At 61.2% G+C, this 19617-nt stretch carries 16 protein-coding genes; 11 read left to right on the forward strand and 5 right to left on the reverse strand.

The window, feature by feature from the left end:
• The first annotated feature begins 20 nt into the window (after window positions 1-20).
• The 3 genes from OKW98_RS12645 (at window position 21) to cobF (ending at window position 2429) form a co-directional block, all read left to right on the forward strand.
• Window positions 21-797 carry an SDR family oxidoreductase gene (locus OKW98_RS12645; protein ID WP_265389455.1) on the forward strand — a complete coding sequence of 259 codons (777 nt, stop codon included), beginning with the start codon at window positions 21-23 and terminating at the stop codon, window positions 795-797.
• 397 nt (window positions 798-1194) lie between these two features.
• Window positions 1195-1596, forward strand: a complete 402-nt coding sequence (locus OKW98_RS12650) for a type II toxin-antitoxin system HicB family antitoxin (RefSeq protein WP_108121936.1) — start codon at window positions 1195-1197, stop codon at window positions 1594-1596.
• Window positions 1597-1667: 71 nt separating this feature from the next.
• Window positions 1668-2429, forward strand: a complete 762-nt coding sequence (gene cobF / locus OKW98_RS12655; RefSeq protein ID WP_265389456.1) for a precorrin-6A synthase (deacetylating) — start codon at window positions 1668-1670, stop codon at window positions 2427-2429.
• Window positions 2430-2439: 10 nt separating this feature from the next.
• On the opposite strand, the gene OKW98_RS12660 is transcribed toward cobF, so the two are convergent.
• Both OKW98_RS12660 and OKW98_RS12665 read right to left on the reverse strand, forming a co-directional pair.
• The gene (locus tag OKW98_RS12660) at window positions 2440-3738 is read right to left on the reverse strand and encodes a glycosyltransferase (RefSeq protein WP_416148461.1); all 1299 of its coding nucleotides are present in this window, start codon (window positions 3736-3738) and stop codon (window positions 2440-2442) included.
• Window positions 3739-3742: 4 nt separating this feature from the next.
• Window positions 3743-4105 carry a response regulator gene (locus OKW98_RS12665; RefSeq protein ID WP_265389457.1) on the reverse strand — a complete coding sequence of 121 codons (363 nt, stop codon included), beginning with the start codon at window positions 4103-4105 and terminating at the stop codon, window positions 3743-3745.
• A gap of 271 nt (window positions 4106-4376) precedes the next feature.
• On the opposite strand from OKW98_RS12665, the gene OKW98_RS12670 reads away from it, so the two are divergent.
• From OKW98_RS12670 to OKW98_RS12690, 5 genes are all read left to right on the forward strand, one after another.
• Window positions 4377-7886: a response regulator gene (locus tag OKW98_RS12670; protein ID WP_265389458.1), complete on the forward strand. Its 3510-nt coding sequence runs from the start codon at window positions 4377-4379 to the stop codon at window positions 7884-7886.
• A 48-nt stretch (window positions 7887-7934) separates the two neighbouring features.
• Window positions 7935-8753: a CheR family methyltransferase gene (locus OKW98_RS12675; RefSeq protein WP_265389459.1), complete on the forward strand. Its 819-nt coding sequence runs from the start codon at window positions 7935-7937 to the stop codon at window positions 8751-8753.
• Entirely contained in the window at window positions 8750-9367 is a 618-nt protein-coding gene (locus tag OKW98_RS12680) for a chemotaxis protein CheB (RefSeq protein WP_265389460.1), read from the forward strand. Before OKW98_RS12675 ends, OKW98_RS12680 begins: the two co-directional genes overlap by 4 nt.
• Entirely contained in the window at window positions 9361-10542 is a 1182-nt protein-coding gene (locus tag OKW98_RS12685) for a hybrid sensor histidine kinase/response regulator (protein WP_265389461.1), read from the forward strand. Before OKW98_RS12680 ends, OKW98_RS12685 begins: the two co-directional genes overlap by 7 nt.
• A gap of 952 nt (window positions 10543-11494) precedes the next feature.
• On the forward strand, window positions 11495-11872 hold the full coding sequence (locus tag OKW98_RS12690) for a response regulator (RefSeq protein WP_265389462.1): 378 nt from the start codon (window positions 11495-11497) through the stop codon (window positions 11870-11872).
• 71 nt (window positions 11873-11943) lie between these two features.
• Here OKW98_RS12690 and OKW98_RS12695 read toward each other — a convergent pair whose 3' ends face one another.
• Together OKW98_RS12695 and OKW98_RS12700 are read right to left on the reverse strand one after the other, a co-directional pair.
• Window positions 11944-13974 (reverse strand): response regulator, encoded by a 2031-nt coding sequence (locus OKW98_RS12695; RefSeq protein WP_265389463.1) that lies wholly within the window; start codon window positions 13972-13974, stop codon window positions 11944-11946.
• A complete protein-coding gene (locus OKW98_RS12700; protein ID WP_265389464.1) occupies window positions 13971-15455 on the reverse strand; it encodes an ATPase domain-containing protein in 1485 nt (494 codons plus the stop codon). The genes OKW98_RS12695 and OKW98_RS12700 overlap by 4 nt, the downstream gene beginning before the upstream one ends.
• 286 nt (window positions 15456-15741) lie before the next feature.
• Here OKW98_RS12700 and OKW98_RS12705 point away from each other — a divergent pair, with 286 nt between their 5' ends.
• Complete coding sequence (locus OKW98_RS12705; RefSeq protein ID WP_265389465.1) at window positions 15742-16554, forward strand: crotonase/enoyl-CoA hydratase family protein; 813 nt, start codon at window positions 15742-15744, stop codon at window positions 16552-16554.
• Window positions 16555-16647: 93 nt separating this feature from the next.
• A complete protein-coding gene (nudC, locus tag OKW98_RS12710) occupies window positions 16648-17502 on the forward strand; it encodes an NAD(+) diphosphatase (protein ID WP_265389466.1) in 855 nt (284 codons plus the stop codon).
• Here nudC and OKW98_RS12715 read toward each other — a convergent pair.
• Window positions 17464-18237, reverse strand: a complete 774-nt coding sequence (locus OKW98_RS12715; protein ID WP_265389467.1) for a TSUP family transporter — start codon at window positions 18235-18237, stop codon at window positions 17464-17466. The two genes, nudC and OKW98_RS12715, sit on opposite strands and share 39 nt — an antisense overlap.
• A gap of 383 nt (window positions 18238-18620) precedes the next feature.
• Here OKW98_RS12715 and OKW98_RS12720 point away from each other — a divergent pair, with 383 nt between their 5' ends.
• Window positions 18621-19565: a DNA/RNA non-specific endonuclease gene (locus tag OKW98_RS12720; protein WP_265389468.1), complete on the forward strand. Its 945-nt coding sequence runs from the start codon at window positions 18621-18623 to the stop codon at window positions 19563-19565.
• Window positions 19566-19617: the final 52 nt, after the last annotated feature.

Consider the following 19617-nt stretch of genomic DNA (forward strand, 5'->3'; position numbering starts at 1 on the left):
CGCGCCGTAGGATTCTACCCATGCGCATTAACTCGCCCGCAACAGCCAGATCGAGGGAATACCTTATGGACATTGGAAATGCAGTGGTCATCGTGACCGGGGCTTCATCCGGAATTGGAGAAGCCACTGCGCGCGCGGCCTCCCGTGCCGGCGCGCGGGTGGTGTTGCTAGCCCGTCGGCAGGATCGCATCGAGGCCTTGGCACTAGAGCTTGTTGATGCCTTGACAGTGGTGTGCGATGTCACCCGGCCCGAGCAGGTGCAACACGCCATCGACACCACCATCGCTAAGTTTGGACGCATCGATGCATTGATCAACAATGCGGGACAGGGACTGCATGCCACCATCGAAGACATCAAGCTGGAGGATTTCAAAGAGCTGCTCAATCTCAACACTGTGGCCCCGCTTGCCCTGATGCAGGCCGTCATCCCCTCTATGCTCAAGCAAGGACGCGGCAGCATCGTCAACGTCAGTTCGGGCGCGACGCTTGCCACCTACCCGGGTTCGGCGGCCTATACCAGCTCGAAGGCTGCGCTCAACATGCTCTCGAGCGTGGCGCGCTTAGAGCTGGCGGACGCGGGTATCGCCGTTTCCGTTGTGCACCCCTCTATCACCAGCACCGAGTTCTACGGCTCGGTGAAGTCGGGCCTTGCGTCTGCCAAGGCGCAGGAAGCCGAGACCGTTTCGTTCGCACACCCGCCAGAACGGGTGGCGGAAACGATCCTGGGTCTGATCGAAAGCGGCGATGCACAAGCCGATCTGGTCGCAAAGGAATACGGTGGCAGTTACGAAGCCTGACATCGTGACGTCCGAAGCCTTCCCGGCTAAAGCCAGTCCTACGGGTGTACGCGGTGTTTTCAGTGGGACCGGCTTCAGCCGGGAAGAGGCCGGTTTGCGCACCGTCAATTCTGCGACGTGACGTCCGACGCGTTCCCGGCTAAAGCCAATCCCACTAAAACCCTGCAGTGGGACATTGGGAATGTCTTCAGCAAGGGAGGACGCGCAAGCAGGATCGCCTCGGGGTCACGTTACATACCGTCGCTTAAAAGGTTTCCCGCGCGGTGGCGCAGGAAACTGCGGTGTGTACTGTCCACATCAGTCAGCAAAAGGATAGGCTGATGCGCAGCGGGGACATATTGAAACAGGCCGGCCTCAAATGAATGTTCCAACGCAAATGAGCTCGGAAGGATAAAACATGAAATTACCCGTCGTTTTACATAAGGATCCCGACTCGGTGTACGGCGTCACCGTGCCTGATATCGCGGGATGTTTTTCCGCTGGCGCGACCATTGGCCAAGCGCTGGACAATGTGAAAGAAGCCCTGGCGCTGCACTTTGAAGGGCTGGTCGCTGATGGCGAGGCGCTGCCGCAGCCGATGGACATCGACGCGCATATCAACAATCCGGACTATCAGGGCGGCGTGTGGGCTGTGGTCGAATTTGACGTGACACCGTATTTCGGCCGCTCAGTGCGGTTCAATGCAACGTTGCCGGAAGTGCTGCTGGAACGCATCGATGCCCGCGTCAGGAGCGATCAACGTTACAGATCGCGTTCGGGCTTCCTGGCGACAGCCGCGTTGCGCGAGCTGCACGAATAAGTCCGCGCAATGCCGCTTAGCTGCGGCATTGCGAGCACCTTCCGCAAATGCCTTCAGAGAAGCGCCACCCCATGAAAAAAGTCCTCGTGATCGGCATCGGCGCAGGCAATCCCGAGCACATCACCGTTCAGGCGATCAAGGCGCTGAATCGCACCCGGGTGTTTTTCATCCTCGACAAGGGCTACGCCAACGACGACCTGCTGGCGTTGCGCCGGGATATTTGCGAGCGCTACATAGAGGGGCATGACTATCGTCTGGTGCAGGTGAGCGATCCCAGGCGCAGGGACGATTCGACGTCTTATCGCAGCGGGATCGAACACTGGCACGAGCAGCGCGCCGTCCTGTTCGAGCAGTTGATCGGCGATGAAATAAAGGCGGGCGAGACCGGGGCGTTTCTGGTGTGGGGCGATCCGGCGCTGTACGACAGCACGATGCGGATTCTCGATCAGGTGCTCGCCCGCGGCCGGGAGTCATTCGCCTACGACGTCATTCCCGGCATCACCAGCGTGCAGGCGCTCGCTGCCGGGCACCGCATCGGCTTGAACCGCATTGGCGAGCCCATCAACATCACCACCGGCCGTGAGCTTGCAGCGGAGCAGGGTGGGCACATCAGCAACAGCGTGGTGATGCTCGACGCCCATTGCACCTTCGAGCGGTTCATCGACGAAGATCTGCACATCTATTGGGGCGCTTATCTTGGCAGCCCTGACGAGATGCTCATTTCAGGCCCGCTGCGCGAAGTCAGCGCGCAGATACGTCAGGCGCGGGAAACCGCGCGGGCACAGAAGGGCTGGATCATGGACACCTACTTGCTGCGCCGCGCCGTCCGCTAGACAAAACGTCTCAGGCGTTTTTGTTCTTGGCTTCGATCCACTGCGACATGTACTGCGTGCTTTTGTGCTGATGATGGCGAAGCATGGCGCCGGTGAAGCTGGCCGTGCGATGGGCCTGCAGCGTTTCCCGCAACGCGATGATGCGTTCGATCAGCACGGCGCAGTGGCGGTCATGGCCAAAGCGCGACGGCAGCAATTGCCAGCCGTCCTGTTGCGCCTGTTCCCAGCGCGCCCGGTCGGTGTAGAGGCTGACTGCCGCGTCCGCCAACCCTTGCGCGTCACAGGCCACGGCACCGGGAAATGCCAGTTCACCGTGCATGGCTTCGGCGCCGATGGGCGTGGTGACGGTTGGCGTGCCGCAGACCATGGCGTCGATGATCTTGCCCTTGATCCCCGCGCCGAATCGCAATGGCGCAAGGGAAACCCGCGCGGCACCCATCACCTCCAGCGCATCTTCGGCCCAGTTCATGATGTGAAACCCCTGTGCGGCGTTATGCAATGCCGCCGCCTTGGGCGGCGTGTACGCGCCATACACATGGACCTGAGCCGAGGGCAATTGCGCGCGAATCAGCGGCCAGACGGTGTTTTTCAGCCACAGCACGGCATCCCAGTTCGGCGCGTGGCGGAAGTTACCGATGGTGATGAAATGCGCGCGGTCTTCGAAGCTAAGTGGGCGATCTGGCACTTCGCGCCGCTCTTGCACAAGCAGCGGTACCCAGTGCAGCTGAGAAGCGGGTACTGAAAATGACTGGGTCAGCAGTTCGATTTCGACGTCGGACACCATCAAACTCAGGTCACTGCGGTGGATCGCTGCGATTTCGCGCTGGGCCAGGTCAGTGGTGGCCATCTGCGTGAACAACTGCTCCCGGGACGTCTGGAAATAATCAGTGAGGTCAGCATCGGGCTTGCCGTCGAGCCGTTCCTTGACCGCCTGATGACGGGCATGGCGCAGGCTCTGCATGTCAGAAGTCTCAAGCAGACGGATCGCGTCGGGGCAGTGCTTTTCCACCCGCCAGCCGAATTGCTCTTGCATCAGAAACTGGTCGAACAACACCACGTCGGGCTGCAGCTCACTGATGAAGGCGTCAAAACTGCTGTGATTGAGGGCGATGGCGACTTCAGTGATGCCCAACGCGGTCAGATCGGCCTTGTGCTCGCCTTCGCTGGCGGCGCTGGCGAAAGTGATCTGCCAGCCCTGTTCGAGAAAACAGTCGATCAGCTGCATGACATGCCCGCTGGCCGCAGACGACTGCGGTTCGGGCCAGACGTATCCAATGATCAGCACATGGATCGGGGATCGCTGCGCCAGTTGCTCAGTTGCCAAGAATGCCCTTTACCTTGTCACGTAGCTGGTCGATGGAAAACGGCTTGCCGATGTTGTGCATGCCCTGGGGCACCTCAACGGAATCGGCGTAGCCACTGGCGAACAGTACCGGAATGTCGGCGCGGATCTCCCGCGCCTTGAGGGCGAGTTCTCGACCGTTCATGTCGGGCAGACCCAGATCGGTCATCATCAGGTCGATGGTCTGTTCAGCGTGGTTCAGCACCGCAAGGGCCTCGGCGGCGTCGGCTGCTTCCAGCACGTTGTACTCAAGCTCTTCGAGGACGTCGACAATCAACATCCGGACGATGTTGTCATCTTCGACCACCAGAATCGTGCGGGGTGAATCGGACATTGCAAGTTCCTTAATTGAGCAGGGAGCGCATCGCACGGCATAGAGGTGTACGGCGTTTCGCTGGGGGGGCGCAATTGTGCCAAGTTCTGCGCCGCAACAACACGATTCAATTGAGTGTAGTGGCTTTTGGATTGCACTCAAATGTACAGTGCGAGCGCGATTGTTCGCGATCTATTGTCAGAAAATTCAACCTTCTACGTCTGAAGCTGGAGTTTTTGCCGAGGTTTACGGCAAACTCCGTCGTTTAGACGAATCCGCCTGAGCCCTCGCGATGATCACCAACTCTGCAGTCGATGAGCAACGTTTCCGCAAACTGTTAAGCCGCAACGTCAGTTTACCGCTGGCCGTCGGCGTGCTGAGTGCGGCCTTCTTCGTCATTCTTATTACCTACCTGTTGTCGGCGATCCAGTGGGTCGAACACACCGACCGGGTCATCAACAATATAAACCGCTCCCTCAAGCTGTCGGTGGACATGGAAACCGGCATGCGCGGCTTCCTGCTGACCGGCGATGAGCGTTTTCTCGACCCCTACGAAGTGGCCAAGCCGGCCATTGGCAGCGAGCTTAAAGGGCTTGAAGAGCTGGTCGCCGACAATCCGGATCAGGTCGATCGCTTCAAGCGGCTGGCGGCACTGCAGTCGTCGTGGAACGAGTTCGCCGAGCAGATGATCGCCCTGCGGCGCACCGGTGGCGACTACCAGACGCCGATCAAGGAGCGTCGCGGCAAGCGCTTGGCCGACGAGATGCGCGATCAATATGAGCAGGCGGCCAACGTCGAGCATCAGCTGCGTCTGACCCGCAACACCGACGTGACCCACACCACTGTGATGTCGGTCTCGGTGTACGTCGCGTTCATTCTGATGGTCAGCGGCATTCTTGCCTGGGTCGGGCGTCGGGACATGACCACGCTGTCCGACACCTACGCCGCCAACCTCAGGGCGCAACAGCTGGACGCCGATCGTTTGTCCCACGTCGCCTGGCTGCGCAATGGCCAGAGCGAACTGGCCGAGCAGGTCATCGGCCAGCTCACCCTTAATCTGCTGGGCCGCAACGTGCTGCATTTCTTCGCCCAGTACCTGGGTGCGGTGGTGGCGGCGGTGTACGTGCGCCAGGAGCACGGCGGTCTGGTGCGCGTGGCGTCCTATGGTTTCTCCCGCGAGCAGGAACAGCACGAGCAGTCGATCTACAGCGGTGAAGGCGTGGTCGGCAAGGCGGCCGAGCAGGCTCAGATCATCACCCTGGACAACGTCCCTCAGGATTACTTCAAAGTCACCTCTGGTCTGGGTCAGGGCTCGCCGCGCAGCGTCGTGGTGGTGCCGACCAGCAACGATGACCACGTCAACGGCGTGATCGAGCTGGGCTTCCTACGAGAGCTGACGCCCCGTGATCTGGAGTTCCTTGAACTGGTGGCGCAGAACGTCGGCACGTCCATCGAGGCCGCACGCTATCGCCAGCGCTTGCAGGAAGTGCTCGCCGAAACCCAGCAGCTCAACGAAGAGCTTCAAGTGCAGCAGGAAGAACTGCGCACTGCCAACGAAGAGCTGGAAGAGCAGTCACGGATTCTCAAGGAATCCCAGGCCCACCTGGAAACCCAGCAGGCCGAGCTTGAGCAAACCAACGAGCAGTTGTCCGAGCAGGGCAAGGCATTGGCTGACCAGCGTGACGCGCTGGACCGCAATAACGAAGAACTGCACATTGCCCAGATCGAGCTCGAAGCCCGCGCCGACGAGCTGCAACGCTCCAGCAAATACAAATCCGAATTCCTCGCCAACATGTCCCACGAGCTGCGCACGCCGCTGAACAGTTCGTTGATTCTGGCCAAGCTGCTGTCGGAAAACCCCCAGGACAACCTCACCGCTGAACAGGTCAAGTTCGCCGAGTCGATCTACTCGGCCGGCAATGACCTGCTCAACCTGATCAACGACATTCTGGACATCTCCAAAGTCGAAGCCGGCAAGCTGGACATGCGCCCGGAAAACAGCAGCGTCAGCCGATTGGTCGAAGGCCTGCGCATGACCTTCGAACCGCTGGCGGGCGAGAAGAAGCTGGCGTTCTCGGTGGAGATTCAATCCGGCACGCCGGTGTCGCTGTACACCGATCGCCAGCGGCTTGAGCAGATCCTCAAGAACCTGCTGTCCAACGCCGTCAAGTTCACCGAAAGCGGCGCCGTCAGCCTGACGGTTTCCCGTCAGCCCGGCGAAGGCGTGGCCTTCACCGTTCGCGACTCCGGGATCGGCATCGCCGATGAGCAGCAGGAAAGCATTTTTGAAGCGTTCCGTCAGGCCGACGGCACCACCAATCGCCGCTACGGCGGCACCGGCCTGGGTCTGTCGATTTCCCGCGATCTGGCGCGCCTGCTCGGCGGCTCGATCAGCGTCACCAGCGCACCGGGGCAGGGCAGTATTTTCACCCTGGTGGTGCCGGAAGAGTACGTCGAGCAGGAGCCTTCGCAATACGCCGATGCGCCGGTGGTTGCCGTGCAGCCTACCCCCGTTGCGGCCCGCATCGCGCCACCGGCGCCAGTCGCCGCCAAAGCTGCACCGCCCGCGGCGCCGATTCCGCGTTTTGCCGATGACCGTGAGAAAGCGCCGTTCAGTAAACGCTGCATTCTGGTGATCGAAGACGAAGTGCGTTTTGCCCAGATCCTCTATGACCTGGCCCATGAGCTGGGTTACAACTGCCTGGTGGCCCACGCCGCCGACGAAGGCTTTGATCTGGCGTCCTCTTTCGTGCCGGACGCCGTCCTGCTGGACATGCGCCTGCCGGACCATTCCGGTCTGACCGTGCTGCAACGTCTGAAAGAACTGCCGAGCACCCGACACATCCCGGTGCACGTGATTTCCGTCGAAGACCGTCAGGAAGCCGCGCTGCAAATGGGCGCCATCGGCTACGCCGTCAAGCCGACCACTCGCGAGGAGCTCAAGGACGTCTTCGCCCGCCTCGAAGCCAAGCTCACACAGAAGGTCAAACGCATCCTGCTGGTGGAAGACGATGCTTTGCAGCGTGACAGCATCGCGCGCCTGATCGGTGACGACGACATCGAGATCACGGCGGTCGGCTTCGCTCAGGATGCCCTTGATCTGCTGCGCGACAACGCCTACGACTGCATGATCATCGACCTCAAACTGCCGGACATGCTCGGCAACGAGTTGCTCAAGCGCATGTCCACCGACGAGATCTGCGCGTTCCCGCCGGTCATCGTCTACACCGGGCGCAACCTGACCCGGGACGAAGAAGCCGAGCTGCTGAAGTACTCGCGCACCATCATCATCAAGGGTGCGCGCTCGCCGGAACGCTTGCTCGATGAGGTGACGCTGTTCCTGCACAAGGTCGAGTCGCAGCTGTCCAACGAGCGCCAGAAGATGCTCAAGACCGCGCGCAGCCGCGACCGCGTGTTCGAAGGGCGCAAGATCCTGGTGGTCGATGACGACGTGCGCAACATCTTCGCCTTGACCAGTGCGCTGGAGCACAAAGGCGCGATCGTCGAGGTAGGGCGCAATGGCCTGGAAGCGATCGAGAAGCTCAATACTGTCGATGACATCGACCTGGTGCTGATGGACGTGATGATGCCGGAAATGGACGGCTACGAAGCCACCATCGAGATTCGCAAGAACCCCCGCTGGCGCAAGCTGCCGATCATTGCGGTGACGGCCAAAGCGATGAAGGATGATCAGGATCGCTGCCTGCAGGCCGGTTCCAACGACTACCTGGCCAAACCGATCGACCTGGACCGGCTGTTCTCGCTGATTCGCGTGTGGCTGCCGAAGATGGAACGTATCTGAATGGATCGGATCAATTGACCGCCCGCTGCCCGACCCAGAGTGTTGCTGATGCCTGAACGAGACGCCGATATCGAGTTGCGCTTGCTGATTGAAGCGATTTACTTGAAGTACAGCTACGATTTCCGCGATTACTCGGGAGCGTCGGTCAAACGACGGGTGACCCACGCGCTGCGTCAGTTTGAGCTCAAGACCATTTCTGCGCTGCAGGAGCGGGTGCTGCATGACCCTTCGGCGTTTATGCAGCTGCTGCAATTCATGACGATCCCGGTCAGCGAGATGTTCCGCGACCCGACGCACTTCCTCGCCATTCGCGAAGAAGTTGTGCCGCTGCTCAAAACCTACCCGTCGGTGAAAATCTGGATTGCCGGGTGCAGCACCGGCGAAGAGGTGTACTCGATGGCGATCCTGCTGCGCGAGGAAGGGCTGCTTGAGCGGACCATCATCTACGCCACCGACATCAATCCCACTTCCCTGGAGAAGGCCAAGCAAGGCATCTTCTCGATGGAGAACATGCGTGGCTACAACGAGAACTACCTCAAGGCCGGCGGCAAGCGGCTGTTTTCGGAGTACTACACGGCGGCCTACGATTACGCGATTTTCGACAAGACCCTGCGCGAGAACGTCACGTTTGCCGACCACAGCCTGGCGACCGACAGCGTGTTTTCCGAGACGCAGTTGATCTCCTGCCGCAACGTGCTTATCTATTTCAACAAGAAGCTGCAGGATCGCGCCTTCGGACTGTTTCACGAGTCCCTGTGCCATCGCGGCTTTCTTGTGCTCGGCAGCAAGGAAACCCTGGACTTCTCGGGGTACAAGAACCAGTTCGACCCTCTGGTCAAACACGAGCGGATCTACCGCAAATCATGAGAACGTCGTTTCCTGGCTCCACGCCGGAGCCGCGCGCATTGCCAGCGGTGGACGCGATTGTGGTTGGCGCGTCGGCCGGCGGCGTCGAAGCGCTGCTGAAGATTTTTCGTACCCTGCCCAGGGGCTATCGCCTGCCGATCCTTGCGGTGCTCCATGTGCCGGATCAGCGTCGCAGTCAGTTGGCCGAGGTCTTTGCCGTGAACCTGTCGATACCGGTCAAGGAAGCGGACGATAAAGAGACCATCAAGCCGGGCACGCTGTATTTCGCCGGGCCGAGTTATCACCTGTCGATCGAGAACGATTTCAGCCTGTCCTTGAGTCAGGAGGAACGGGTGCATCATTCGCGCCCGAGTATCGACATCCTGTTCGAATCGGCTGCAGACGCCTATGGTGAGCGGCTGGCAGCCGTGTTGCTGACCGGTGCCAACAGCGATGGCGCGCGCGGCATTGCACGAATCAAGGAGTACGGTGGTCTGACCGTGGTCCAGGACCCGGCCCAGGCGCTCGCGCGGACCATGCCCGAAGCGGCGCTGGCCCTTCATACGCCGGATTTTCTATTGCCTTTGCCCGACATCGGGTCCTTGCTTGTCGAGCTGGAACGAATTGCATGCTGAGTGAAATCAAAGCCAAACTGCTGATCGTCGATGATCTGCCGGAGAACCTGCTCGCCCTCGAAGCGTTGATCAAACGTGAGGACCGCCAGGTGTTCAAGGCGTTGTCTGCGGACGAGGCCTTGTCGTTGCTGCTCGAACACGAGTTTGCGATGGCGATTCTCGACGTGCAGATGCCGGGGATGAACGGCTTCGAACTGGCCGAGCTGATGCGCAGCACCGAGAAGACCAAGAACATCCCCATCGTGTTCGTCAGTGCGGCCGGGCGCGAGCTGAACTACGCGTTCAAGGGCTATGAAAGCGGTGCAGTGGACTTCCTGCACAAGCCCCTCGATATTCATGCAGTCAAGAGCAAGGTCAACGTCTTCGTCGACCTGTATCGCCAGCGCAAGGTCCTGAAGCAGCAGCTCGAAGAGCTTGAACACAGACGCGCGGAGCAGGAAGCCCTGATGCGCGAGCTGAAGTCGACGCAGAGCGAGCTGGAGCGTGCGATCCGCATGCGCGATGACTTTATGTCGATCGTCTCCCACGAGGTGCGCACGCCGCTCAATGGGCTGATTCTCGAAACCCAGCTGCGCAAATTGCACCTGGCCAAGGACAACGCGTCGGCGTTCACCATGGAAAAACTCCGGGCGATGGTTGATCGCGATGAACGGCAGATCCAGAGCCTGATTCGCCTGATCGAGGACATGCTCGATGTGTCGCGGATTCGTACGGGCAAGCTGTCGATTCGTACCAGTCCCTTTGATTTGTCGGAGCTGGTGGTCAATCTGGTGGAAAGCTATTCCGCGCAGATCGCCGCCGCCGGCAGCGTTGTTACGTTGCAGGCTCCGACGCCGGTGATTGGCGTGTGGGATGAGTTTCGCATCGAGCAGGTGGTGGCGAATCTGTTGACCAATGCGTTGCGCTACGGCGCGCGCAAGCCCATCGAGTTGCGTGTGTACAGCGAGACCGGGGAGGCGCGGGTGGAGGTGCGCGATCACGGGATCGGGATCAGTCCGGAAAATCAGAAGCGTATTTTTCAGCAGTTCGAGCGGGTGGCGGCCAGTCATGCGGTGGCGGGGCTGGGTCTGGGGTTGTTTATTTCTGACCAGATCGTCAGCGCTCACGGTGGGCGGATCAGTGTCGAGAGCGAGGAAGGGGCGGGGTCGATGTTTCGGGTTTCGTTGCCGCTTTGATCGGCGGCGTGGCTTGTTGCACTAAGATCAAGGGCGTCGGCCTAATGGCCTCGGGTTTCGCCTTCGGCGAGTTACTTGATAAACCCCCAAGTAACCAAGGGCTTGTGCTCCTGGTTTGGCCCGACTTCGTCGGGTTCCTTCACTCCGGTCCCGCTCCGTGGCCCCGCGCCGAACGGACATCCATGTCCTGACGGCGCTCTCGCCGCATCCATGCGGCTCAGCCCACTCCGCGAGACCTCCGTTCAGCCTGCACCCAAGTCGCGATTGGCGGTGACTGAACTTCTTGTGTTTGAAGATCAAAAGCGCGTTTAAAGCAGATCAAAGGCTTCCCGGCTAAAGCCGGTCCTACTGGGTGTATGCGGTGCCGTGCTGTTCTGATCGTTCCCACGCTCTGCGTGGTAACGCCGCCCCCGGACGCTCCGCGTCCCGAAGGCGACACGCATTCAGGCCTGGGGAGGTGACGCGGAGCGTCACGGGATGCATTCCCACGCGGAGCGTGGGAACGATCATCACGCGATAGCACGCGGTCCAATCGTAGGACCGGCTTTAGCCGGGAAGCCTTTGATCTGCGGTTGATCTTGATCTTCATACACAAATATCTCAGACGACGACAATCGCGACTTGGGTGCAGGCTGAACGCAGACGACGTGGAGTGGGTCGAGCGGCATGGATGCCGCGAGAGCGCCGTCAGGACATGGATGTCCGTTCGGCGCGGGCCCACGGAGCGTCGTCGGAGTGAGGGTACTCCGACGGAGGAGGAGCCCAACCAGGAGCACAAGCCCTTGGTTACTTGGGGCTTTATCAAGTAACTCGCCGAAGGCGAAACAGGAGGCCGTTAGGCCGACCATTGCTCATCCCGCAGCCCTTCAATCAAATAACTGAGCTATCTGCGCAACCTCCTGCGCGGCCCATGGTCGTAATGGCAGCTATCTATAAGATCAAAGGCGTTCAAATGAGCTCTGATGCAGAAAATGTCGTACTCATCGTCGAAGACGAGCCGCTCATTCTGATGCTGCTGTCCGATTACCTGTCGGGCGAAGGCTATCGGGTGTTGCAGGCGGAGAACGGGGAGCAGGCATTCGAAATTCTTGCCACCAAGCCCCACCTCGATTTGATGATCACCGATTACCGCCTTCCCGGCGGAGTATCCGGCGTGATGATCGCCGAGCCCGCCGTCAAGCTGCGACCGGAGCTCAAGGTGATCTTTATCAGCGGCTACCCGGCAGAGATCGTCGAGTCTGGCAGCCCGATCGCCCGCAAGGCCCCGATCCTCGCCAAGCCGTTCACCATGGAAACGCTGCACTCGCAGATTCAAACCCTGCTCAACTGATCCCCCCGCGTCTCATCAACAAAACAACAAAGCCGGCAATCGCCGGCTTTTGTGTCTGCGCCTGTCCCGCGTCAGCCCTCGATCATCTCCCGCACCTTGGCCGTCAACTGGTCAAAGGCAAACGGCTTGGTGATCATCTGCATGCCTCCTTCAAGGAACCCCGAGCGCGCGCTGGCGTTTTCCGCGTAGCCGGTAATGAACAGCACTTTCAGATCAGTGCGCAGTTGCCGGCCAATGTCGGCCAGCTGACGTCCATTCATGCCCGGCAGGCCAACGTCGCTGATCATCAGGTCAATGCGCTGGCTCGATTCCAGAATCGGAATCGCCCCGACCGCATCACCGGCTTCCACGTACGCATAACCCAGTTCACTCAGCACCTGGCTGACCAGCGCGCGCACGGCGGGATCGTCCTCAACCAGCAGAATGGTCTCGCCCTCACGGGCCTGCGCCGTGTCATTGGGAAGGGCGGGATCATCTTGCTGGGCCACGCCGTGATAGCGCGGCAGGAACAGTTGCACTGTGGTGCCGTCGCCCACCTGGCTCACGATCGCGACATGACCGTGGGATTGCTTGGTGAAGCCGTAGATCATCGACAGGCCGAGGCCGGTGCCCTGGCCGATCGGTTTGGTGGTGAAAAACGGATCGAATGCACGGCTGATGACGGTCTCCGGCATTCCGCAACCCGTGTCGCGCACGCTGAGCACCACGTAGTCACCCGGCAGCAGATTTTCGTAAGCGTTGGTGAAGTCGCGGTCAAGGCGGCGGTTGAAGGTCTCGATCATCAGCATGCCGCCATCGGGCATCGCGTCGCGGGCGTTGAGCACGAGATTGAGCAGGGCGCTTTCAAGCTGGTTCGGGTCGGCCTCGGCGGTCCATAGCTCCGGGTCCAGGCACCTGTCGAGGCGGATGCTCTCGTTGACGCTGCGGTTCAGCAGTTCGCCCATGGAGTTGACCAGGTCATTCATCAAGACCGGCTTGGTGTCCAGCGACTGGCGGCGCGAGAACGCCAGCAAACGGTGGGTCAGGGCGGCGGCGCGGTTGGCCGAGGTCACGCCCAGGTCGATCAGCCCGTCGAGATCGTCGATGCGTCCCCGCGCGATGCGTCGCCGCAGCAGCTCAAGGCTGCCGATGATACCGGTCAGCATGTTGTTGAAGTCGTGGGCGATGCCGCCCGTGAGCTGGCCAACCGCTTCCATCTTCTGCGACTGACGCAGGATTTCTTCGTTGTGGTGCAGCTGGGAGGTGCGTTCCTCCACTTGCTGTTCCAGGCTCTCGTTGAGGCGGCGCAGTTGCTGCTCGGCGAGCTTGCGTTCGGTGATGTCCGAGGTCACACCGGACAGCAGGCTGACGCGGCCATTGCGCGCGCGGATGGCCCGCGCGCGGATGTCCACCCAATGCACCGAGCCGTCCGCCCAGACGTTGCGAAATTCGATGATAAAATCGGCGCCGCTGTCCAGGGTCTGCTGCAGCACTGACTGCATGCGCGGCTGATCTTCAGGGTGCACCGAGCTGAGCCAGTCGTGATAGGGCAGCGCGTCGCCCTCGTCCCGGCCAAAGTGCGCCTTGGTGATGGCCGAGCAATGCAGCGCGAGAAATTCGGTGTCCAGCTGCCAGGAGCCCAGACGTCCGGCTTTGAGCGCGTGTTGCAGGCGTTGCTCGCTCTCCAGCAGTTCTTCCAGCCGGGTGCGCGCTTCGTATTGCCGTCGACGTCCGCGCACGGCGGTGCTCACCAGACTGATGAGCGTGGCAGGGTGGAACGGACGCTCCAGAAACGTGACGTTGCCGAGCATCTTGCCCAGGTGCGCCGAGGGGTTCTGCTTCGGGCCGCCGTGGTGGGTCAGTAACACGATGGGAAGGTCCGACCAGGCCGGCTGATGGGCCAGCAGGCTCAGCAGCGGATTGATGTCTGCACTGCGCAGGGCCTCGTCGGCGATGATCGCAAGCCCGGCACCCGACATCAGCTCAGTGCACAGCTGCACCAGATCGTGGGTGATGATCGCCGGGTAACCGGCTTCCTCCAGCATGGTCAACAGTAGCTGGCTGTCCCTTCCGTGGGGGGCCAGGATGATGGCCCGTTCCGATAATTGTCCCGGAATGCTCACGCGTCAGCGTCCCGCAACAAGGGGTTTTTCTCGCCGAGGTACTGAGGAATGCCACGCAGCACGCCCTGAAAGGCTTCCAGCGGTTCGCCGATGGTCATGCCCGACGAACTGATGCGGTATTCGCGGATGGTCGATTCATGGGTGCCCGTGCGTTTCTTGATGATTGAGATGGCCCGACGAACCTGACCCAGCGCTTCGAAGTAACGCAGCAGAATGACCGTGTCGGCCAGGTACGTGATGTCCACCGGCGTCTGCATGTCGCCAACCAAACCGTGCTGGGCGACCGTCATGAAGGTCGAGGCGCCCTGACGATTGAGGTAGAGCAACAACTCGTGAACGTGCAGCACGAGCGCATTTTCTTCGGGCATCGCGGCCTGATAGCCGTTCAGGCTGTCGATCACGACCGTCTGGATGCCCATTTCGTCTACGCAGCGGCGGACGCGATGGGAGAACTCGCCCGGCGACAATTCAGCCGCGTCCACTTGCTCGATGACCAGATTGCCGGTCTGCTGCAGCGCGTGCAGGTCGATGCCCAGCTTCTTCATTCGCGCGTAGAGCAGGCCCATCTCCTCGTCGAAGATGAACAGCGCTGCCTTCTCGCCGCGCTCCACCGCCGCCGCGGCGAATATGAGCGAGATCAGCGATTTGCCGGTGCCCGCAGGGCCTAGTATCAGTGTGCTGGAACCGCTGTCCAGGCCGCCGCCGAGCAGGGCATCGACTTCCTTGATGCCGCTGCTGAGTTGCCGGCTGACATACCCGGTGCGGTGCTCGGCCGCCACCAGGCGCGGAAACACCTGAATGCCGTCGGCCATGATGTTGAAGTCGTGATAGCCGCCGCGGTACTTCTGCCCGCGGTACTTCACCACACGCAGACGGCGGCGCTCGGCGCCGTAGGTCGGCGTCAGCTCTTCCAGACGAATGACACCGTGGGCCACGCTGTGCACGGTTTTATCCAGGGATTCGGTGGTGAGGTCGTCGAGCAGCACCACCGTCGTGTCGTAGCGCGCGAAATAGTGCTTGATCGCCAGGATCTGCCGGCGATAACGCAACGAACTCTGCGCCAGCAAGCGGATTTCCGAGAGGCTGTCGATGATCACCCGCGAAGGCTTGACCTGCTCGACGATTTCGAAAATCTGTTTGGTTGCCTCGCCCAGTTCAAGGTCCGAGGAGTGCAGCAAACTCTGCTGATGGGCAGCGTTGAGCAAATTTTCCGGGGGCGTGAGCTCGAACACCGAGATATTGTCGTCCAGCTCCCAGCCGTGGGAACGCGCGCCATCGCGCAGTTCGCGTTCGGTTTCGGACAGTGTGATGTACAGGCCACGTTCGCCTGCCGCCGAGCCTGCCAGCAAAAACTGCAGCGCGACGGTGGTCTTGCCGGTGCCGGGCTCTCCTTCCAGGAGAAACACGTGGCTGCGCGAAAGACCACCCGCGAGGATGTCGTCCAGGCCCACGATACCGGTTGCCGCTTTTGATGTAGTCAAGAATCGCCCTCTTGCGACCTGAGAAAGGGGCGGGCGCCAAATCGGATTCGGCGGCCCAGGCCGTCATGATGTCGGGAAAGTCCGATTTCATGCCGCCATCTCTCTGGACCGTTACCGGTTGAGACCGTTCAGTTTATTGCCGAGCGACCAACGGCCTGTACCGGCGTGATCACAGGGCCGATGTCCGGCAAATGGCGCAACCGTGGCCTGCGGGCGCACGGACTGACTTGCTATGATCCGGCGTTAAGGAATAAACCCCATATGGCCCCTGGAAGGATCAAAAGCCGTGTCTGACTACAGTGCGTTCAACGTCGAACTGACCGACCACATTGCCCATGTGCAAATCAATCGCCCGGAAAAAATCAACGCGATGAACGCGGCGTTCTGGCAAGAGATCGTCGAGATTTTCCGCTGGATCGAAGACACCGATGACGTCCGCGCAGTGGTGCTCAGTGGCGCCGGCAAACACTTTTCATCGGGCATCGACCTGACCCTGCTGGCGTCGGTGGCCAGCGAGCTGGGCAAGGACGTGGGTCGGAACGCCCGCCTGCTGCGGCGCAAGATCCTGCAGATGCAGGAATCCTTCAGCGTCGTCGACCGTTGCAGCAAACCGGTGCTCGCCGCTATTCAGGGCTATTGCATTGGCGGCGCGATTGACTTGGTCAGCGCCTGTGACATGCGCTATGCGGCGGACGATGCGTTGTTTTCCATTCGCGAAATCGACATGGGCATGGCGGCAGACGTCGGCACCTTGCAGCGCCTGCCGCGATTGATCGGCGACGGCATGATGCGCGAAATGGCCTACACCGGGCGCAACGTCGGCGCCGAAGAAGCGCTGCGCATTGGCCTGGTCAACCGCACGTTCGCTGATCTGCCGCAGTTGCTCGAAGGCGTGTTCGCCATCGCCCGGGACATCGCGAGCAAATCACCCATCGCCATCAGCGGCAGCAAGCGCATGATTGGCTACATGCGCGATCACAGCGTGGACGATGGGCTCGAATACGTTGCCACCTGGAACGCTGCCATGTTGCAATCAGCCGACCTGAAGCTGGCGATGGTGGCTCACATGAGCAAACAGAAGCCGGTCTTCGATAATTGACTGACCTATTTGAACGTGTAACCGCCTGCTGCTGCTGCTGAGCCTCTCTATCGAACGGCAGACGGGCAGGTCGGTGACCAGAGGAGTTGAGGCATGACGCCCCCGAAGCGTTGGACCACCGCCGTGCTTGATGTCCAGGCGCCCGGCGGTTGGGCTGTGGTTCAGAGTGACCAGGGCTTTTTGAAGGACAGCAACGGCGTGCTGTTCCCGCGCGAATGGCTGAAGCGGCAGGACTTGCCCCTGATGCACGAGCACGGCATTGGCCATTTCGATGGCGAGCCGGTGTATGTGCAGACGCTTGGGGATTCGCAGGCATTGGCGCTGGAGGGTACGCAGTGGCAGACCCTGCGTCAGTTCATGCTTGCGGACGACGCCGATGTGTTCCAGATGCTCGGCTACGCGGCGCAGATCAGCACATGGGCCCGCGAACACCGTTTTTGTGGCAGTTGCGGCCAACCGGCCCAGCAGGTGCCGGGCGAGCGGGCGATGTATTGCCCGCACTGCGATCTGCGCGCTTATCCGCGGATCTCGCCGAGCATGATCGTGCTGATCACCCGCGGCGATGAGGTGCTACTGGCGCGTTCACCGCGTTTCGTGAGCGGGGTCTACAGCACCCTGGCCGGTTTCGCCGAGCCGGGTGAGTCGGCCGAGGACTGTGTAAGGCGCGAGGTGATGGAAGAGGTCCAGGTGACCGTCAGGAACATCCAGTACAAGGGCAGCCAGTGCTGGCCGTTCCCGCACTCGATGATGCTGGGCTTTCACGCTGAATACGACAGTGGCGAAATCGTGCCCCAGGCAGACGAAATCGAAGACGCCCAGTGGTTCAGCATCCATGACCTGCCGCCGTTGCCGGCCAGTCGCTCGATTGCGCGCTACCTGATCGATCTGTATCTGGCCCAGCGCTCAGGCTCAGTTGAACCAGTGCTGCCAGGCCAGGCGGACGGTTAAGCCCAGCACCACGGTGATGAACACAGGGCGGATGAACTTGGCGCCGCCCTTGATGGCGGTTTTAGCGCCCAGAAAGGCGCCGGCCATTACCGCCAGTCCCATCGTAAACCCGATCACCCAGTCCACCGAGCCGTTGATGGCGAAGATCATCAATGCGGCGGCGTTGCTGACGAAGTTCATGCTGCGCGCGACGCCGCTGGCCTTCACCAGATCCACCGGGTAGATCAGCAGCGTGCTGACGGTCCAGAACGCCCCGGTGCCGGGACCGGCCACGCCGTCGTAGAAACCCAGCCCAAGGCCTTGGGGTAGCTGCCATTTGGTTTTGATCGGCGCATTGCTGTCCAGTGGCGCCTTGGGGGTGCCGCCGAACAGCAGGTACAGCCCGCAGCCGAACACGATCACCGGAAGCATCTGGTTGAGCAGTTCGGCCGGCAGATAATGGGCAACCACCGCACCGATCAGCGCACCCACTGCCGTACCGATCAGCGCGCGTTTCCACTGCGCCGGGTGGAACAGCTTGCGACGGTAGAATGTGTAGCCGGCGGTGGCCGAGCCGAAGGTCGAGCTGAGCTTGTTGGTGCCCAGCACCAAATGCGGCGGCAGCCCGGCGGTGAGTAGGGCAGGCGTGGTCAACAGACCGCCGCCGCCGGCAATGGCATCGATGAAACCGGCGACAAAGGCAACGACAGCCAGCACCAGCAAGGTGGTGGGTTCAACGGTGAGTTCGAACGGCATGGGAGGCGCTTACCGGGCAGATGGGCAGAATGGCTGCCCGAAAGCGCAGCATTCTACCTGCAAGGCGAACGGTGTAGTAGGACCGGCTTCAGCCGGGAAGCGGCCAGCCTGGGCAACGTCGAATTCGCGGTGTGGCGACTGACGCCTTCCCGGCTAAAGCCGGTCCCACAATGAGTCCCCATCGCCCATCCCACTGGATGCAGGCGCTGCTTTCAGTGGGACCGGCTTCAGCCGGGAAGGGGCCCTCGCGTGCAACACAGCTGACCGATACTGGCCGTCCGGTCAGGTCATGTGATGGTCACACTTGGCGGCACATGATCAGGTCTGGTTTAAACGCCATGGCCCGCGCCCGACGGGCCTGCCCACTTCAATGAGGTAGCACGATGCCGACACACAACGCTCAGGTGGATCTCGCCCATCGCCCCCGTCTTGCTGATCTTCAGCCCATCACCGCCGCCCCGTCATCCCATGCCAGCGCGCTGCGATCAACCCCGCAAGGGCGGGTCACGCCGGCGTCGCAACTGGAAGGTCGGTCAGGCTACAGCGGTGATTTTCTCGGGGAATTCGTCGTGCCCTGGCCGACGACATCAACGCCTGACGACGTGTTTCCCCTGGGCAACCCGGACAACCGTCTGGACTACACGCATTTCTCGATCAGCATGTCCCGGAGTCGGCGCATCGCGCTGTACGTCGGGGTGAACATCGAGGGGGGCAGCAGCGTCGAGATCGTGCGGAGTCAGGACGCGTGGGCTTACGACGGCCGCCTGCCGGTCGAGGCGCAGATTGGCGACGATCTGTACCGCGACAACCTGCTGGATCGCGGTCATCTGGTTCGCCGGCAGGACCCCAACTGGGGCGGCGAGGCGCAGACCGCCAATCAGGACACCTTCCACTTCACCAACTGCTCGCCGCAGATGTCTGCCTTCAACCAGAAAACCTGGCTGGAGCTCGAAGACTTTATCCTGGACAACACCCGCCGCTGGAAAGAGCGCGCCACGGTCTTCACCGGGCCGGTCCTGCGCAGTGACGACCCGCTGTACCGGGGCGTACAAATCCCCCGAGCCTTCTGGAAAGTCGTCGCGTTCCTTGGCGATGACGGCAAACCTTCGGCCAGCGCGTACCTGATCGACCAGACCCGCGAGCTGGGCAAGCTGGAACTGGTCTTCGGTGCACTGAGGACCTATCGACGCAGCGTCGCTCAGATCGAGCAGCTCACCGGCATCAGCTTCGGGGCGCTGGCGCGGTACGACGGTTTCTCCAATGAAGAACAGATCACCGGCACCCGCATCGAAGCGCTGATTCAACGGCCGGAGGATATTCGGCTGTAGCTTTGTCCTGCGATACCGCTGCGAGGGGGCCTCTTTTACCTACGACCAGGCC

Origin of the sequence: Pseudomonas sp. KU26590 (genome assembly GCF_026153515.1) — a bacterium.
Taxonomy (GTDB): Bacteria; Pseudomonadota; Gammaproteobacteria; order Pseudomonadales; family Pseudomonadaceae; genus Aquipseudomonas.

Coding starts and splice junctions, on each gene's coding strand:
- OKW98_RS12645 (WP_265389455.1), top strand. CDS start 21: ATGCGCATTAACTCGCCCGCAACAGCCAGATCGAGGGAATACCTTATG.
- OKW98_RS12650 (WP_108121936.1), top strand. CDS start 1,195: ATGAAATTACCCGTCGTTTTACATAAGGATCCCGACTCGGTGTACGGC.
- cobF (WP_265389456.1), top strand. CDS start 1,668: ATGAAAAAAGTCCTCGTGATCGGCATCGGCGCAGGCAATCCCGAGCAC.
- OKW98_RS12665 (WP_265389457.1), bottom strand. CDS start 4,105: ATGTCCGATTCACCCCGCACGATTCTGGTGGTCGAAGATGACAACATC.
- OKW98_RS12670 (WP_265389458.1), top strand. CDS start 4,377: ATGATCACCAACTCTGCAGTCGATGAGCAACGTTTCCGCAAACTGTTA.
- OKW98_RS12675 (WP_265389459.1), top strand. CDS start 7,935: ATGCCTGAACGAGACGCCGATATCGAGTTGCGCTTGCTGATTGAAGCG.
- OKW98_RS12680 (WP_265389460.1), top strand. CDS start 8,750: ATGAGAACGTCGTTTCCTGGCTCCACGCCGGAGCCGCGCGCATTGCCA.
- OKW98_RS12685 (WP_265389461.1), top strand. CDS start 9,361: ATGCTGAGTGAAATCAAAGCCAAACTGCTGATCGTCGATGATCTGCCG.
- OKW98_RS12690 (WP_265389462.1), top strand. CDS start 11,495: ATGAGCTCTGATGCAGAAAATGTCGTACTCATCGTCGAAGACGAGCCG.
- nudC (WP_265389466.1), top strand. CDS start 16,648: ATGACGCCCCCGAAGCGTTGGACCACCGCCGTGCTTGATGTCCAGGCG.
- OKW98_RS12715 (WP_265389467.1), bottom strand. CDS start 18,237: ATGCCGTTCGAACTCACCGTTGAACCCACCACCTTGCTGGTGCTGGCT.
- OKW98_RS12720 (WP_265389468.1), top strand. CDS start 18,621: ATGCCGACACACAACGCTCAGGTGGATCTCGCCCATCGCCCCCGTCTT.